This window comes from Serratia sarumanii (assembly GCF_029962605.1).
Taxonomy (GTDB): domain Bacteria; phylum Pseudomonadota; class Gammaproteobacteria; order Enterobacterales; family Enterobacteriaceae; genus Serratia; species Serratia sarumanii.
In genome coordinates, this window is the sequence record NZ_CP124750.1 from 5013875 (window position 1) to 5030099 (window position 16225).

The window sequence follows — 16225 nt, forward strand, 5'->3', positions numbered from 1 at the left end:
ACTCCTTGATGTCCGTTGATACGCCTTAAGCTTAACGCGCCCTACGCTCATTGAGCAAAATAGGCCGGCACCACGTCGCGATCGGTGACGTGCACCGTCTTGATCCCCTGCGCCTGCGCGGCGAGGACGTTCGCCGGGTGATCGTCGAAGAACACCGCGTCGGCGGCGGCGGTGTTTTCCGCGGCCAGCACATGCTGGTAGATCTCGGCCTCCGGCTTGCGCATGCCGAGATCTTGCGACAGATAGAGATGATCGGCGGCGGCGGCCACTTCAGGATAGTGCTGCGGCCAGTAGTTGCAGTGCAGACGGTTGGTGTTCGACAGCACCACCACCCGGTGGCCCTCGTTGCGCAGGCGCTGCATGATGTCGATCACTTCCGGGCGCAGCGCGACGAATACCGCCTGCCAGCCGGTGGCGAATTGCTCGAAGCTGAGCGCGATGCCCATTTCATCGCACAGCTTGCCGGCGAAGTCTTCGTCGCTGATTTCACCGCGCTCATGCTGCTGGAACACCTCACCCATAGTGAAACGATCGGACAGCACCGCCAACGGCGTGCCGCTCAAATTGCTCCACACGCCCAGCACACGCTTGAAATCGATATCGACGATCACATTACCTAAATCAAAGATATACAGCATAGTCCTCTCCTGATGGGCCGGTGAGATTTCACTGTAGCGGGAAAAGGAACAGCTGAACAGGGAACGAACGGAAAAGCGCATAGCGCGCCGCACAAACGGGGAACAACAGAGGAAAAAACTCAGGGCGCGAGAACCGCGCCCTAAGCATGAGACACTCAATCAGCGATTAAGCGTCTTTAGGACCGCGGCTGGCGCGCTTACGATCGTTTTCCGTCAGGTGACGCTTACGGATACGGATCGAGGTTGGCGTCACTTCTACCAGTTCGTCGTCATCGATGAACTCCAGAGCTTGCTCCAGGGTCATTTTGATGGCCGGAACCAGGGTAGTCGCTTCGTCAGTACCGGAAGCACGCATGTTGGTCAGCTTCTTACCGGTCAGGCAGTTTACGGTCAGGTCGTTGGAACGCGAGTGAATACCGATGATCTGGCCTTCATACACTTCCGCACCGTGGCCCAGGAACAGCTTGCCGCGATCCTGCAGGCCGAACAGCGCGAACGCGACCGCTTTGCCCTGGCCGTTGGAGATCAGCACGCCGTTCTGACGCTGGCCCACTTCGCCCGGACGCACGTCGTCGTAGTGGCTGAAGGTGGAGTACAGCAGACCGGTGCCCGAAGTCATGGTCATGAATTCGTTACGGAAGCCGATCAGACCGCGGCTTGGGATCACGTAGTCGAGACGCACGCGGCCCTTACCGTCCGGATCCATGTTTTTCAGGTCGGCTTTACGCTCGCCCATCGCCTGCATCACGGAACCCTGATGCTGCTCTTCGATATCCAGCGTCACGTTCTCGAATGGCTCCTGCTTGCGGCCATCGATTTCGCGGAAGATAACTTTCGGACGGGAAACCGCCAGCTCGAAACCTTCGCGACGCATGTTTTCGATCAGCACCGACAGGTGCAGCTCGCCACGGCCGGAAACGCGGAAGGCGTCCGCATCGTCGGTTTCTTCAACGCGCAGCGCTACGTTGTGCACCAGCTCTTTGTTCAGACGGTCAAGGATCTGACGCGACGTCACGTACTTGCCTTCTTTACCGCAGAACGGCGAGGTGTTGACGTTGAAGAACATGGTGACGGTCGGTTCGTCGACGGACAGCGCCGGCAGCGCTTCTACGGCGTTGGTGTCGCAGATGGTGTCGGAGATGTTCAGCTCGCCCAGGCCGGTGATGGCGATGATGTCGCCCGCTTCCGCCAGGGTGCTGTCGATACGCTCCAGACCCAGGTGGCCCAGCACTTTGCCCACTTTACCGTTGCGAGTTTTACCTTCGCTGTCGATGATGGTGACCTGCTGGTTCGGCTTCACTTTACCGCGCTTGATGCGGCCGATGCCGATAACACCCAGGTAGTTGTTGTAGTCCAACTGGGAGATCTGCATCTGGAATGGCGCTTCCAGCTCAACCTGCGGCGCAGACACGTGGTCGACGATCGCCTGATACAGCGGGGTCATGTCTTCCGCCATGTCGGTGTGGTCGACGCCGGCGATGCCGTTCAGCGCAGAAGCGTAGATGATCGGGAAGTCGAGCTGCTCGTCGGTCGCGTCGAGGTTCACGAACAGGTCGAACACCTGATCCACAACCCAGTCAGGGCGCGCGCCAGGACGGTCAACCTTGTTGATGACCACGATCGGCTTCAGACCGTTGGCGAAGGCCTTCTTGGTCACGAAGCGGGTTTGCGGCATAGGGCCATCCATTGCATCCACAACCAGCAGCACCGAGTCAACCATCGACATCACGCGCTCTACCTCGCCGCCGAAGTCGGCGTGTCCCGGGGTATCCACGATGTTGATACGGTAACCGTTCCAATTAATGGCGGTGTTTTTTGCGAGGATGGTAATCCCACGCTCTTTCTCCAAATCGTTGGAGTCCATTACGCGTTCGGTGGCTTCCGCACGCTCTCCGAAAGTACCGGATTGTTGCAGCAGCTTATCAACCAGGGTGGTTTTACCATGGTCAACGTGGGCAATAATGGCGATGTTACGCAAATTTTCGATCACAGCTTTGCCTCGGGCATTAGAAATAGCGCGCTATTGTACACGTATTAAGCGAGGGACTAAACAAGATCACAACCATCTCTTATAAACAACCGCGTACCGGTCAGTTTGTGATCCCTTTCACGGTGCAAAAAGCCGCAATCGCTGCACTTTTGCACCATTTCGGTGCCTGCGCCCACCCTTATTGCACCATAACAGTGCAATTTATCGTTGATGGTGCATACTGTGGCTGGGTAAAACCCGCGCAGAAAGGCGATGAACGCCTTTTTGAAAAGTTGGCACGCTTTTCGCTTTAGTCTTTTCAAGGCGAAAAAAAGCCAGTTCCACAGATTCGTTCCACGACGACGACAATGATAAACCGGGAGAGTTAAGTATGTCCGCTGAACACGTTTTGACGATGCTGAATGAGCATGAAGTGAAATTCGTAGACCTGCGTTTCACTGACACCAAGGGTAAGGAACAGCACGTGACTATCCCGGCTCACCAGGTAAACGCCGACTTCTTCGAAGAAGGCAAAATGTTTGACGGCTCCTCTATCGGTGGTTGGAAGGGCATCAACGAATCTGACATGGTGCTGATGCCGGACGCCAGCACGGCGGTTCTGGATCCGTTCTTCGAAGAACCTACCCTGATCATTCGCTGCGACATTCTCGAGCCGGGCACCATGCAAGGCTACGATCGCGACCCGCGCTCCATCTCCAAACGCGCCGAAGACTTCCTGCGCTCCTCCGGCATCGCGGATACCGTGCTGTTCGGGCCAGAGCCTGAGTTCTTCCTGTTCGACGACATCCGCTTCGGCAGCAGCATCCGCGGTTCCCACGTGGCCATCGACGACATCGAAGGCGCCTGGAACTCCGGTACAAAATACGACGGCGGCAACAAAGGCCACCGTCCGGCGGTGAAAGGCGGTTACTTCCCGGTTCCACCGGTCGACTCTTCGCAGGATCTGCGTTCCACCATGTGCTTGACCATGGAAGAGATGGGCCTGGTGGTTGAAGCGCACCACCACGAAGTGGCGACCGCCGGTCAGAACGAAGTGGCAACCCGCTTCAACACCATGACCAAGAAAGCCGACGAAATTCAGATCTACAAATACGTGGTGCACAACGTGGCGCACGCTTTCGGCAAAACCGCGACCTTCATGCCGAAGCCTATGTTCGGCGACAACGGTTCCGGCATGCACTGCCACATGTCGCTGTCCAAGAACGGCACCAACCTGTTCGCCGGCGACAAATACGGCGGCCTGTCTGAAACCGCGCTGTTCTACATCGGCGGCATCATCAAGCACGCCAAGGCGATCAACGCCCTGGCCAACCCGACCACCAACTCGTACAAACGTTTGGTGCCGGGTTACGAAGCGCCGGTGATGCTGGCTTACTCCGCCCGTAACCGCTCCGCGTCCATCCGCATCCCGGTGGTCGCCAGCCCGAAAGCGCGCCGCATCGAAGCCCGCTTCCCGGATCCGGCGGCTAACCCATACCTGTGCTTCGCCGCGCTGCTGATGGCCGGCCTGGACGGCATCATCAACAAGATCCACCCTGGCGACGCCATGGACAAAAACCTGTACGACCTGCCGCCGGAAGAAGAAGCCGAGATCCCAAAAGTGGCCGGCTCGCTGGACGAGGCGATGGCCGCACTGAACGAAGACCGCGAGTTCCTGACCCGCGGCGGCGTGTTCACCGACGATGCGATCGATGCCTACATCGAACTGCGCAAAGAAGAGATGGACCGCATTCGCATGACGCCACACCCGGTTGAGTTCGAACTGTACTACAGCGTCTAAGCCCTACCCGCGCCGTCTGCGCAGGCGGACGGCGCCCACATTTTTGTTATCGCTTTTTTGTTGCCGTGGAAACTTTCAGCCCATCTTCGGATGGGTTTTTTTCTCCACCGTATTTTCTGCAAAACTATTCCATACCGCGCCGATCCCGGATGGAGTAGGATAGATGCACTAAAAAGGTGCAGGAGTCTGCTGTATGGCAACTGGCAAGCTGCCCGATGCTGGGCAGATCCTCAATTCACTCATCAACAGCATCCTGCTGTTGGATGACTCTCTGGCGGTTCACTACGCCAACCCTGCGGCACAGCAGCTGCTGGCGCAAAGCTCCCGCAAGCTGTTCGGCACGCCGCTGCCCGATTTGCTCGGTTATTTTTCGCTGAACGTCTCTTTGATGCGTGAAAGCCTGCGCGCCGGTCAGGGCTTCACCGACAACGAAGTGACCCTGGTGGTCGACGGCCGTGCGCATATCCTTTCCCTGACCGCTCAGGCGCTGCCGGAAGGCTATATTCTGGTCGAGCTGGCGCCGATGGACAATCAGCGCCGCCTGAGCCAGGAACAGCTGCAGCATGCCCAACAGGTGGCGGCCCGCGATCTGGTGCGCGGTTTGGCGCACGAGATTAAAAATCCGCTGGGCGGCCTGCGCGGCGCGGCACAGCTGCTGGCCAAAGCGCTGCCCGATCCGGCGCTGACCGAATACACCAAGGTGATCATCGAGCAGGCCGATCGGCTGCGCAATCTGGTGGATCGCCTGCTCGGCCCGCAGCGGCCCGGCCAGCACATCACCCAGAGCATCCATCAGGTCGCGGAGCGCGTCTGCCAGCTGGTGTCGCTGGAAATGCCGGATAACGTCACGCTGGTGCGCGATTACGATCCGAGCCTGCCGGAAATGGCCCACGACCCGGATCAGATAGAACAGGTGCTGCTGAACATTACCCGCAACGCGCTGCAGGCGCTGGGCGAAGCGGGCGGCACCATCACGCTGCGCACCCGCACCGCGTTTCAGATTACGCTGCACGGCACCCGCTACCGCCTGGCGGCGCGCATCGACGTCGAAGACGACGGCCCCGGCGTGCCGGCGCAGCTGCAGGACACGCTGTTCTACCCGATGGTCAGCGGCCGTGAAGGCGGTACCGGCCTGGGATTATCCATCGCCCGCAATCTTATCGATCAGCATTGCGGAAAAATTGAATTCAACAGTTGGCCAGGTCATACCGAATTCTCGGTCTACCTGCCCATTCGTCAGTGAGGTTTGCTATGCAACGAGGGATAGTCTGGATCGTCGATGACGATAGCTCCATCCGCTGGGTGCTTGAGCGCGCGCTCACCGGCGCGGGCCTGAGCTGCGCCACCTTCGAAGGCGGCAATGACGTGCTGGAAGCCTTGGCCACGCAAACCCCCGACGTGCTGCTGTCCGATATCCGCATGCCGGGCATAGACGGCCTGGCGCTGCTCAAACAGATCAAACAGCGCCATCCGATGCTGCCGGTGATCATCATGACCGCGCATTCGGATTTGGACGCCGCCGTCAGCGCCTATCAGCAAGGGGCCTTCGACTACCTGCCGAAGCCGTTCGATATCGACGAAGCGGTGGCGCTGGTCGAGCGCGCCATCAGCCATTATCAGGAGCAGCAGCAGCCGGTGCGCAGCCAGCCGGCCAGCGATCCGGCGGCGGACATCATCGGCGAGGCGCCGGCGATGCAGGACGTGTTTCGCATCATCGGCCGGCTGTCGCGTTCGTCGATCAGCGTGTTGATCAACGGTGAATCCGGCACCGGCAAGGAGCTGGTGGCGCATGCGCTGCACCGCCACAGCCCGCGCGCCAAGTCGCCGTTCATCGCCCTGAACATGGCCGCCATCCCCAAGGATCTGATCGAGTCCGAGCTGTTCGGCCACGAGAAAGGCGCCTTCACCGGCGCGAACCAAATTCGTCAGGGCCGTTTTGAACAGGCCGACGGCGGCACGCTGTTCCTCGACGAGATCGGCGATATGCCGCTCGACGTGCAAACGCGCCTGCTGCGGGTACTGGCGGACGGCCAGTTCTACCGGGTCGGCGGCTATGCGCCGGTGAAGGTCGACGTGCGCATCATCGCCGCCACGCACCAGAATCTGGAGCTTCGGGTGCAGGAAGGCAAGTTCCGCGAGGATCTGTTCCACCGCCTGAACGTGATTCGCGTACACCTGCCGCCGCTGCGCGAGCGCCGTGAAGACATCCCGCGGCTGGCGCGCCACTTCCTGCAGATCGCCGCCAAAGAGTTAGGCGTCGAGGCCAAGAACCTGCACCCGGAAACCGAAACCGCGCTGACCCGCCTGCCCTGGCCGGGCAACGTGCGCCAGCTGGAGAACACCTGCCGCTGGCTGACGGTGATGGCCGCCGGGCAGGAAGTGCTGATCCAGGATCTGCCGGGTGAGCTGTTCGAAACCGCCGCGCCGGAAAGCCCCAGCCACAGTCTGCCGGACAGCTGGGCCACGCTGCTGGCGCAGTGGGCCGATCGCGCGCTGCGTTCCGGTCATCAAAACCTGCTGTCGGAAGCACAGCCGGAAATGGAGCGCACGCTGCTCACCACCGCGCTGCGCCACACCCAAGGGCACAAACAGGAAGCCGCGCGCCTGCTGGGCTGGGGGCGCAATACCCTGACCCGCAAGCTCAAAGAGCTGGGTATGGAATAGGAACGGGGATGGATGATGAAAAACACCGTCCGGCGCACAAAAAAACGCCAACCGCAGGCTTTACAGCCGGTGCGGGCGCAGTATGATCGTGTCGCACACTCTGGAGGTTGACGATGCTGGACTCATTCATCGTATTCATTTCTCAGGGCGCGGAGCTGGGCTCCGCCGCCAGCCACACCCCGCAGGCGGCGGTTGCCGCGGTATTGTGCGCCGCGCTGATTAACTTCTTCAGTTAAAAAAACAGCCGCATCAGCGGCTGTTTTTTCATCCTCAGATCACCCGAGAGAACTGCTGGCTGCGCGCCTGTTGCCGCAGATAGCGATCGAAACACATGCAGATATTGCGGATCAGCAAGCGCCCGCGCGGCGTGACGCGAATGCCCTGCTCGTCGCGCTCCACCAGCCCATCGCGTTCAAACGGCGCCAGCAGCTGCAGGTCTTCGGCGAAGTAAGCGGTGAAATCGATGCCGTAATGCCGTTCGAGCGGCTGATACGCCAACCGGAAATTGCAGATCAGGGTTTTGATCAGATCGCGCCGCAGGCAATCGTCGTCCGTCAGCGCCAGCCCGCGCCACAGGGCGTTGCCCTGCGCCGGTACGCTCTCATAGTAATGCTTCAGCTCTTTCTGGTTCTGCGCATAGCTGTCGCCGAGCATGCTGATGGCCGACACGCCCAACCCCAGCAGATCGCTGTCGCCCTGGGTAGTATAGCCCTGGAAATTGCGGTGCAGCTTGCCTTCGCGTTGGGCGATTGCCAGCTCGTCGTCCGGGCGCGCAAAGTGATCCATGCCGATGAACTGATAGCCGGCGCCGGTCAGGAAAGCGATGCTCTGTTGCAGGATATCCAGCTTCTGCTGGGCGCTGGGCAGATCGGCGTCTTTGATTTTGCGCTGGGCGGCGAACAAGTTCGGCATATGCGCGTAGTTGAACACGCTGAGGCGATCGGGATTCAATTCAGCCACCCGCTGCAGCGTGAAAGCGAAGCTTTCCGGCGTCTGTTTCGGCAGGCCGTAGATCAGATCGATATTGGTCGAGCGGAAGCCCAGCGCTTTGGCCCGCTCAATCAGGGCGAAGATAAAGGCTTCGTCCTGCTCGCGGTTGACCAACTGCTGCACCTGCTTGTTGAAATCCTGCACCCCCATGCTCAGACGGTTAAAGCCTTCGACGCGTAAATGATCGAGCACATCCAGCTCTATCTCGCGCGGATCGACCTCGATCGACATCTCCGCATCGGGCAGGAAATCAAAGTGTTCGCGCAGCAACGCCACCAACCGGCTGATTTGCGCTTTATCCAGGTAGGTCGGCGTACCGCCGCCCCAGTGCATCTGGCCGACCTTGCGGCCGGCGAACAGCGGCGCACGGCTGGCGATCTCTTGCGCCAAAACGTTCAGGTACTCGTCGGCCTTGTGGGTCTGGCGCGTCACCAGCTTGTTGCAGCCGCAGAAGTAACACAGCTTATGACAGAAAGGGATATGCACATACAGCGACAGCGGCCGCTCAGGGTAACGCGCAGCGGCGCGTTGAAACGCCGCTTCGTCGTAGCGCTGGTTAAACTCCAGCGCCGTGGGGTATGAAGTATAACGCGGCCCTGAGTAGTTATATTTTTGGATCAGGGCCAAATCCCAGACAATCGTCTGCTCTGACATGCTCACTCCTTCCGATATCTTTTTCTACCGGGCCTGGAGAGAGGCGGTTGTCTGCGCTGTCTGGCCACGGAAGCGCTGCGAAAACGCGCTTTGCGCTTAGACAGCCGCCATAGTTTACCGAATAACCACAGCAGATAACACATCAAGAGTAGGGCTATTGCCGGGATTAGCCACATAGCGTGTTAAAAAGCGTCTTTCGGGTTGCCGCCTTTCAGCAGCTTCAGAATATCTTCCTGCTTCTCTTCTTCTTCGTCGTCGTCTTCACCCAGTTCGATGCCCAACACGTCCATCAGCACATCGATGCGATCCAACGTTTTGTCGACATAGGTCTGCTCTTCCGCGTTCAGCGTTTCGCCATCGTCGATGCGATCCAGCAGCGCGTTCAGGCGTTCGTCATTTTCCAGCTTCGCCAGCTCTTCTTCCGGCGACAGGCGCGGTTTCGCTTCGGCCTTTGGCTTCGGCTGCGGTTTGGCCTTTACTTTGGTTTCGTCGACCACCAGCGCTACCGGCACTTTACTGCCGATACGCGGATCTTTGGCTTCCGCCGCCGATTTGTTCTTCTGGCTGCCGGACTCGACCTGGGTGCGCGAACCGGAAGCGTGGCCGCGGCGCTTTTTCAGGCGTTTGCGCTCGCGCGCTTCCTGATCGAGCTCCATACGGCTTTTCTTTTTCGTTTTTGACTTCGCCGCGCTGCCGCGAGGTGCTTTTGATGGCTGGTTCATAGCGTGTGCTCTTAGGTATGTAGATTCAGTATAGAATTGCGGCGGAATCTAGCAGAAAGCGGACAAAGAAAAAAGGCGGCAGGTTAAACCTGCCGCCTATTTCGCACCTTCTTGCGAAGGGTATTCCTGTTACGCGCTCCTTGCGCACATGCAACATCCCGGTTTTTCCTTCTGCTATAACCGCATTCCCTGCCACTACGTCCTTCATCCTGAAAGAAAAATCGTCCATGGCGCAATCCATTCGCATCCGCTCTTCCCGAGCGCGCTTCCTGCCGGCATCCAAACTGCCAATACTTCACCATCCGATGTGCCTGCCGCCTGTTCCGGTGCGAAAGGGTCACTTCCTGTTGCGTTCATCCTGGCACTCATTGCACGCCCTGTGCATTCCCTGAGATTTGTCATCCTTCCCGGATGTTCCTTAATCCTGCGCAACCCTGCGTTAACGACTACTTTACGTTATTGTTGCCAAGGCTCAAGGCACCTGACGCCGATTTGGACGACATTTCCCTACAACGAAAAAACAACATATTGTTTTTAAAATAAAAACAGAAACATCACTTTCGAATAAAGCGACATTACCCGCGATTCGAATGGCAAATGTCTCACAACGTACGCGCGGCATAACTGTCGTTTTATCGCGTCCCGCCGCTTAAAAACCGAGAAACACGCCATTTTTACCGCTGATGCAGTTATAATCGCCAACCAGTTAGCCATCCTCACGGAGACGAAAAATTTTGACCAGCAAGAACTACAACTATCATGTGACCCATTTCGTCACCAGCGCACCCGATATTCGCCATCTGCCGGGGGATGCAGGAATTGAAGTCGCCTTTGCCGGCCGTTCCAACGCCGGGAAATCCAGCGCGCTGAATACGCTGACCAACCAAAAAAGCCTGGCGCGCACCAGTAAGACGCCGGGGCGCACCCAGCTGATCAACCTGTTCGAAGTGGAAGACGGCATCCGCCTGGTCGACCTGCCGGGTTACGGCTACGCCGAAGTGCCGGAAGAGATGAAGCGCAAATGGCAGCGCGCGCTGGGCGAATACCTGCAGATGCGCAACAGCCTGAAAGGCCTGGTGGTGCTGATGGATATTCGCCATCCGCTGAAAGATCTCGACCAGCAGATGATCCAGTGGGCGGTCGACGTCGGCACGCCGGTGCTGGTGCTGCTGACCAAGGCCGACAAGCTGGCCTCCGGCGCACGCAAGGCGCAGCTCAATATGGTGCGTGAAGCGGTGCTGCCGTTTATGGGGGATATCCAGGTTGAAGCCTTCTCGTCGCTGAAGAAGATCGGCGTCGACAAGCTGCGCCAGAAGCTGGACACCTGGTTTAACGAGATCCCACCGGAAGTGCTGCCGGAAGACGAAGCCGGCGAATAAGCCCAGGCCGAACGCCAGAGCCGATGCCTCGCCGCATCGGCTTTTTTATACCCGCAGTTCAGCCGCAGGCGGGATTTTTTGTTATCTAATTACAGTTCTGAAATAAAGCCATCATAAAAACTTATCGCCAGGGCTGGCTTATCTCGCCGGATTACGCGAGTCGAAAGGAGGAAAGCAGGAACGAAAAGCGGTGCGGAGCGATAGGAAAAACGTATGGTTTGCTGCTGTTTTTACAATAAAAAACGCCCCAGTCAATACTGACTGGGGCGGCTAAATATTCAGCCAAATCCGATTACGTGAAGTAAAAGGTCTGAAAGATAGAACATCTTACCTCTGTACCCTACGCCTGTAACTCTACCTTATTTTTTCGCAGGGCAAAAGAATTTTTTGTAGTTTACTTACACAATTTGCGGCGCAAGAACGGCGAAGTTGGGGAAACTATCGCCGCATCTTGTAGCTTAATTACGAAAAGTGCTTAGGTTATCGCCAGTTAGCGCATCCGGCGATAACCCGGTAATCAGTGCGCCTCATCCCAGTTCATGCCGACGCCCACGTCGACCTTCAGCGGCACCGCCAGGGTCATGCTGCCTTCCATCAATTGACGGATGCGTTGGCTGGCTTCTTCGATCACCGACTCATGCACCTCAAATACCAATTCATCGTGCACCTGCATGATTGCGCGCACCAACGGCTTCTCCTGCCCTTGCAGCCAGGCGTCGACCTCGATCATCGCACGCTTGATGATATCGGCCGCGGTGCCCTGCATCGGGGCGTTGATGGCGGCGCGCTCGGCCGCCTTGCGGCGCATGGCGTTGCTGGAGCGGACGTCCGGCAGGTACAGGCGGCGCCCGTCCAGCGTGCTGACATAGCCCTGTTCGGAAGCCTGTTGACGGGTGCGCTCCATGTAGTCCAGCACGCCCGGGTAACGCTCGAAGTACAGATCCATATAGCGCTGGGCTTCCCCACGCGGGATCCCCAACTGGCGCGCCAGGCCGAAGGCGCTCATGCCGTAAATCAGGCCAAAGTTAATCGCCTTGGCGCTGCGGCGCTGTTCGCCGGTCACTTTATCCAACGGCACGCCGAAGACTTCCGACGCCGTGGCGCGGTGAATGTCTTTCCCTTCGGCGAAGGCCTTCAGCAGCCCTTCATCCTGTGACAGATGCGCCATGATGCGCAGCTCGATCTGCGAGTAGTCGGCCGCGACGATGCGGTAGCCTTCCGGCGCGATGAAAGCCTGGCGGATGCGCCGCCCTTCTTCGTTGCGCACCGGGATGTTCTGCAGGTTCGGATCGCTCGAGGAGAGACGGCCGGTCGCAGTCACCGCCTGATGGTACGAGGTGTGTACCCGGCCGCTGGCCGGGTTAATCATCAGCGGCAGCTTGTCGGTATAGGTGGTCTTCAGCTTCGCTAGGCCGCGGTATTCCAGGATCACCTTCGGCAGCGGGTAATCCAGCGCCAGCTCGGCCAGCACTTCTTCGTTGGTAGAAGGCGCACCGCCCGGGGTTTTCTTCAGCACCGGCAACTTTTGTTTCTCGTACAAGATAGCCTGCAGCTGCTTGGTCGACGCCAGGTTGAACGGCTCTTCCGCCAGCTCGTGGGCCTGCGCCTCCAGCTCAGCCAGACGCTTGGCCAGCTCCTGGGAGTGGGCCGACAAAATGGCCGGATCGATCAGCACCCCGGTGCGTTCGATATGCGACAGCACCGGCAGCAGCGGCATTTCAATCTCGTTGAACACCGTCAGCAGCTCTGCGCTCTGTTTCAACTGCGGCCACATCGCCAGGTGCAACTGCAGCGTGACATCGGCGTCTTCGGCGGCGTAAGACGCCGCCTGCTCCAGCGCGATCTGATTGAACGTCAGCTGGTTTTTGCCCTTGCCGGCGATCTCTTCGAAGGTGATGGTTTTATGGCTCAGATAACGATCGGCTAGGCTGTCCATATCGTGACGGCCGCCGACGCTGTCCAGCACATAGGACTCCAGCATGGTGTCGTAGGCGATGCCGCGCATCTCAATGCCGTAGCGCGCCAGCAGGCTCATGTCGAACTTCAGGTTTTGCCCGACCTTCAGCGCCTTATCGTCCTCCAGCAGCGGCTTGAGCGCTTCCAGCACGTAGGCGCGGTCCAGCTGTGGCGGTGCGTCCAGATAATCGTGCGCCACCGGCAAATAAGCCGCCTCGCCCGGCGCGATCGCGAAGGACAGGCCGATCAGGTTGGCGGTCAGGGTATCCAGACCGTCGGTTTCGGTATCGAAGGCAAACACGTCGGCCTTTTTCAGCCGCGCCAGCCAGTCGGTAAAGGTCGCTTCATCCAGAATGGTGACATAACCGTCCTGGGACAGCTTGGCCTCCGCCAGCGCCTTCGGCGCTTCCGCGGCGGCGGCGGCCGGTTTGGCGCCGCCGGCAGCTTTCGCTCCCGCGCCTTTCTTGTTTTCCAGCCATACGCCGGCTTCCACGTCCGCCAGCCAGCGTTTGAATTCGTACTGTTTGAACAGCTGCTGCAGCGTATCGACATCCGGTGCAGAGACCGTCAGATCCGCGCAGGTCAGATCCAGCTCAACGTCGGTTTTGATCGTCGCCAGCTTATAGGAGAGGTACGCGACCTCTTTGTTCTGCTCCAGCTTGGCCGCCATGGTTTTGGCGCCGCGGAAGCTCAGCGTGGCGATATTCTCCAGATTGCCATACAGCGCATCCAGCCCGCCGATACCCTGCAGCAACGCCTGAGCGGTTTTCTCACCCACGCCCGGCACGCCGGGAATGTTGTCCGATGAATCGCCCATCAGCGCCAGGAAGTCGATGATCAGCTCCGGCGGAATACCGTACTTGTCGCACACTTCCTGCGGGCCGAGGATGGTGTTGTTCATGGTGTTGATCAGGGTGACGTTCGGCGTCACCAACTGCGCCATGTCTTTGTCGCCGGTGCTGATCAGCACCGCGTGGCCAGCTTTTTCGGCCTCCAGCGCCAGCGTACCGATAACGTCGTCCGCCTCAACGCCGGGCGTCACCAGCAGCGGCAGGCCCATCGCCTTGACCATGTTATGCAGCGGCTCGATCTGCGCACGCAGATCGTCCGGCATCGGTGGCCGGTGCGATTTGTATTCGGCGAAGAGATCATCGCGGAAGGTCTTCCCTTTGGCATCAAACACCACGGCAACGTGGCTCGGTTGATACTGCAGCAGCAGGCTGCGCAGCATATTCAGCACGCCGTACATCGCGCCGGTCGGCTCACCCGCCGAGTTGGTCAGCGGCGGGAAGGCGTGATAAGCGCGGTAGAGGTAGGAGGAACCGTCAACCAGGATTAGTGGGTTTTCTGCAATCTGGGCCATAGCGTTTCTTTATCGTGATCGGACATAGGGGTAAGCATGCCATAGCTGGCCGCCGGAGACGAACCTTAGCGTGCATTGCGGACGAAAATGATGAGATTGTGCGCGAGGATCCGCAAGATCTTACCTGTGGATAACTTTGTGCATAGAAAAGAGACCGAATTATAACGTTGTGATTATCGTTATAACGGCGAATAAAATTCCTATTTAAATCACCGCGTTAAAAGAACGAATTCCGGCGACGCTTTATTACTGGCTTTTATTGAATTTGTGGATATAACTTTCGCCGGATTTTAATCGCACTATTAATCAAATTCGGCGCCTCAATTACCTTAGCACAAGCTGGACAAGTTGCACAAAAACTCGGCAAATGGTTATCCGGGGAGGCCAAAAACAGTGATTTTTAGCGGCGCTTTACCCCGACATTCTCTGTTAAAATAGGCTTTTGTTCATGCGCTTCGGCATGCAACGATGTTCCCAACAACCGTCAGCCCATAACCATGCCAAGATTGTTAACGCCTGTTATTTTTATCATTTCCGTCATACTCACCATTCTGGTGACGGTGTTGTGTTCTATCCCCATCACGCTGGCCGGCATCGTGAAACTCCTGGTGCCCATTCCCGCCGTCTGGCGATATATCTCTGCTTTCGCCGATTTCATGATGTGGTGTTGGTGTCAGGGGCTGGCGCTGTTATTGCGCATTAACGGGCAATTGCGTTGGGATATTGAAGGGCTGGAAGGGCTGGATCGCAAAAACTGGTATCTGCTGATCAGCAACCACGAAAGCTGGTCAGACATTGTCGTGTTGTGCGTGCTGTTCAGAAATCATATTCCAATGAATAAGTATTTCCTCAAGCAACAGCTCGCCTGGGTGCCTTTTGTCGGCCTGGCCTGCTGGGCGCTGGATATGCCATTCATGAAGCGTTACTCCCGCGCCTATTTGCTCAAGCATCCGGAGAAGCGCGGCAAGGATATCGAAACCACGCGCCGTTCCTGCGAAAAATTCCGTCAACGTCCAACCACCATCGTCAATTTCGTCGAAGGTTCGCGCTTCACCGAAGCCAAGAAAATTAAAAGCAATTCGCCGTATCGCAATTTGCTGGCGCCCAAAGCCGCCGGCATCGCGTTTACCCTTAGCGCGCTGGGCAATCAGTTCGACAAAGTGTTGAACGTCACCCTGCTCTATCCGGAAAATAACCAACGGCCTTTTCTGGATATGCTGTGCGGTCGTTTGACGCGCATCGTGGTAAGAATAGAGACGCTACCGATCGATGAAACCCTGCACGGGGACTATTTCAACGACAAGCAGTTCAAGCGGCGTTTCCAACTGTGGCTGAATACGCTGTGGCAGGAAAAAGACCGGCTGCTGGATAAATTGAAGCGGCAATACGGATAAAAAAAACGCCGGCAACGAACGCCGGCGTTTTTCATGTTGAATCTGGCTTATTTCTGCTGGCTGAGGAATTTAACCACGTCGGCGAACTGCTTCACGTAAGCGTCCATCGAGCTGGTGTCCAGGCCATCGTTTTTAACCATGTATTTGCCGTTCACGAATACCGCCGGCACACCGCGCAGCTGCAGATCTTCCGCGGCTTTCTCCTGTTGAACCACCAGAGATTTCACCACGAAACTGTTCCAGGCCGCGTCATAATCAGCGGCGGTCACGCCCGCTTTCACGAAGACGTTACGGATATCGTCCGGCGTTTGCACGGTCTGGGTTTTCTGCACCGCTTCAAACATCAACGGGCTTACTTTGTCTTCCACACCCAGCGCCATCGCGACCGCCCATGCCTGAGTCAGCTGTTTGCCCAGCGGCCCCAGGAACTCAACGTGGTACTTGGTCATTTTGGTGCCGGCAGGCAGCGCCTTCTTCACGTTCTCGGACACGTGATAGACCTGCTCGAACTGGTAGCAGTGCGGGCAGTAGAAGGAGAAGAACTCCAGCACCTGAGGCTCACCGGTCACCGGCTTGTCCAGGGTCACGTACTGAGCACCATCGCTAAACTGTGCCGCCGAGGCACTGAAGGCCATCACCATGCCAACGAGCGCCAACCATATTTTTTTCATAAGACTAAACTCTCCATTGTGTTA

The 16225-nt window shown here is 58.0% G+C and carries 14 protein-coding genes; 6 read left to right on the top strand and 8 right to left on the bottom strand.

What is annotated here, in order from left to right; genetic code table 11:
• Nucleotides 1–47 precede the first annotated feature (47 nt).
• Together yihX and typA are read right to left on the bottom strand one after the other, a co-directional pair.
• Nucleotides 48–638, bottom strand: a complete 591-nt coding sequence (gene yihX / locus SSARUM_RS23715; protein WP_060431281.1) for a glucose-1-phosphatase — start codon at nt 636–638, stop codon at nt 48–50.
• 166 nt (nt 639–804) lie between these two features.
• Nucleotides 805–2628: a ribosome-dependent GTPase TypA gene (gene typA, locus SSARUM_RS23720; protein ID WP_004931243.1), complete on the bottom strand. Its 1824-nt coding sequence runs from the start codon at nt 2626–2628 to the stop codon at nt 805–807.
• A 370-nt stretch (nt 2629–2998) separates the two neighbouring features.
• Between typA and glnA the strand changes: the two genes are divergently transcribed.
• From glnA to SSARUM_RS23740, 4 genes are all read left to right on the top strand, one after another.
• Nucleotides 2999–4408: a glutamate--ammonia ligase gene (glnA, locus tag SSARUM_RS23725; protein ID WP_004931244.1), complete on the top strand. Its 1410-nt coding sequence runs from the start codon at nt 2999–3001 to the stop codon at nt 4406–4408.
• A 193-nt stretch (nt 4409–4601) separates the two neighbouring features.
• Nucleotides 4602–5651: a nitrogen regulation protein NR(II) gene (glnL, locus tag SSARUM_RS23730; RefSeq protein WP_004931246.1), complete on the top strand. Its 1050-nt coding sequence runs from the start codon at nt 4602–4604 to the stop codon at nt 5649–5651.
• Between the two features lie 8 nt (nt 5652–5659).
• On the top strand, nt 5660–7072 hold the full coding sequence (gene glnG, locus SSARUM_RS23735; RefSeq protein ID WP_015379452.1) for a nitrogen regulation protein NR(I): 1413 nt from the start codon (nt 5660–5662) through the stop codon (nt 7070–7072).
• 113 nt (nt 7073–7185) lie between these two features.
• The gene (locus SSARUM_RS23740; RefSeq protein ID WP_015379453.1) at nt 7186–7308 is read left to right on the top strand and encodes a YshB family small membrane protein; all 123 of its coding nucleotides are present in this window, start codon (nt 7186–7188) and stop codon (nt 7306–7308) included.
• A 34-nt stretch (nt 7309–7342) separates the two neighbouring features.
• Here the strand turns inward: SSARUM_RS23740 and hemN are convergent, their stop codons facing one another.
• From hemN to SSARUM_RS23755, 3 genes are all read right to left on the bottom strand, one after another.
• The gene (gene hemN, locus SSARUM_RS23745) at nt 7343–8716 is read right to left on the bottom strand and encodes an oxygen-independent coproporphyrinogen III oxidase (protein WP_048322033.1); all 1374 of its coding nucleotides are present in this window, start codon (nt 8714–8716) and stop codon (nt 7343–7345) included.
• A 182-nt stretch (nt 8717–8898) separates the two neighbouring features.
• Nucleotides 8899–9438: a Der GTPase-activating protein YihI gene (yihI, locus tag SSARUM_RS23750; protein WP_071883854.1), complete on the bottom strand. Its 540-nt coding sequence runs from the start codon at nt 9436–9438 to the stop codon at nt 8899–8901.
• A gap of 25 nt (nt 9439–9463) precedes the next feature.
• A complete protein-coding gene (locus SSARUM_RS23755; RefSeq protein WP_223182053.1) occupies nt 9464–9667 on the bottom strand; it encodes a hypothetical protein in 204 nt (67 codons plus the stop codon).
• Between the two features lie 505 nt (nt 9668–10172).
• Here SSARUM_RS23755 and yihA point away from each other — a divergent pair.
• Nucleotides 10173–10817, top strand: coding sequence for a ribosome biogenesis GTP-binding protein YihA/YsxC (gene yihA / locus SSARUM_RS23760; protein WP_019452177.1), 645 nt, complete (start codon nt 10173–10175; stop codon nt 10815–10817).
• Nucleotides 10818–11095: 278 nt separating this feature from the next.
• On the opposite strand, the gene spfP is transcribed toward yihA, so the two are convergent.
• Entirely contained in the window at nt 11096–11143 is a 48-nt protein-coding gene (gene spfP / locus SSARUM_RS24685) for a small protein SpfP (protein ID WP_071892919.1), read from the bottom strand.
• Between the two features lie 191 nt (nt 11144–11334).
• On the bottom strand, nt 11335–14136 hold the full coding sequence (gene polA, locus SSARUM_RS23765; RefSeq protein WP_060431283.1) for a DNA polymerase I: 2802 nt from the start codon (nt 14134–14136) through the stop codon (nt 11335–11337).
• A gap of 497 nt (nt 14137–14633) precedes the next feature.
• On the opposite strand from polA, the gene SSARUM_RS23770 reads away from it, so the two are divergent.
• Nucleotides 14634–15530, top strand: a complete 897-nt coding sequence (locus tag SSARUM_RS23770) for an acyltransferase (protein ID WP_033636498.1) — start codon at nt 14634–14636, stop codon at nt 15528–15530.
• A 47-nt stretch (nt 15531–15577) separates the two neighbouring features.
• Here the strand turns inward: SSARUM_RS23770 and dsbA are convergent, their stop codons facing one another.
• A complete protein-coding gene (dsbA, locus tag SSARUM_RS23775; RefSeq protein WP_004931264.1) occupies nt 15578–16201 on the bottom strand; it encodes a thiol:disulfide interchange protein DsbA in 624 nt (207 codons plus the stop codon).
• Nucleotides 16202–16225: the final 24 nt, after the last annotated feature.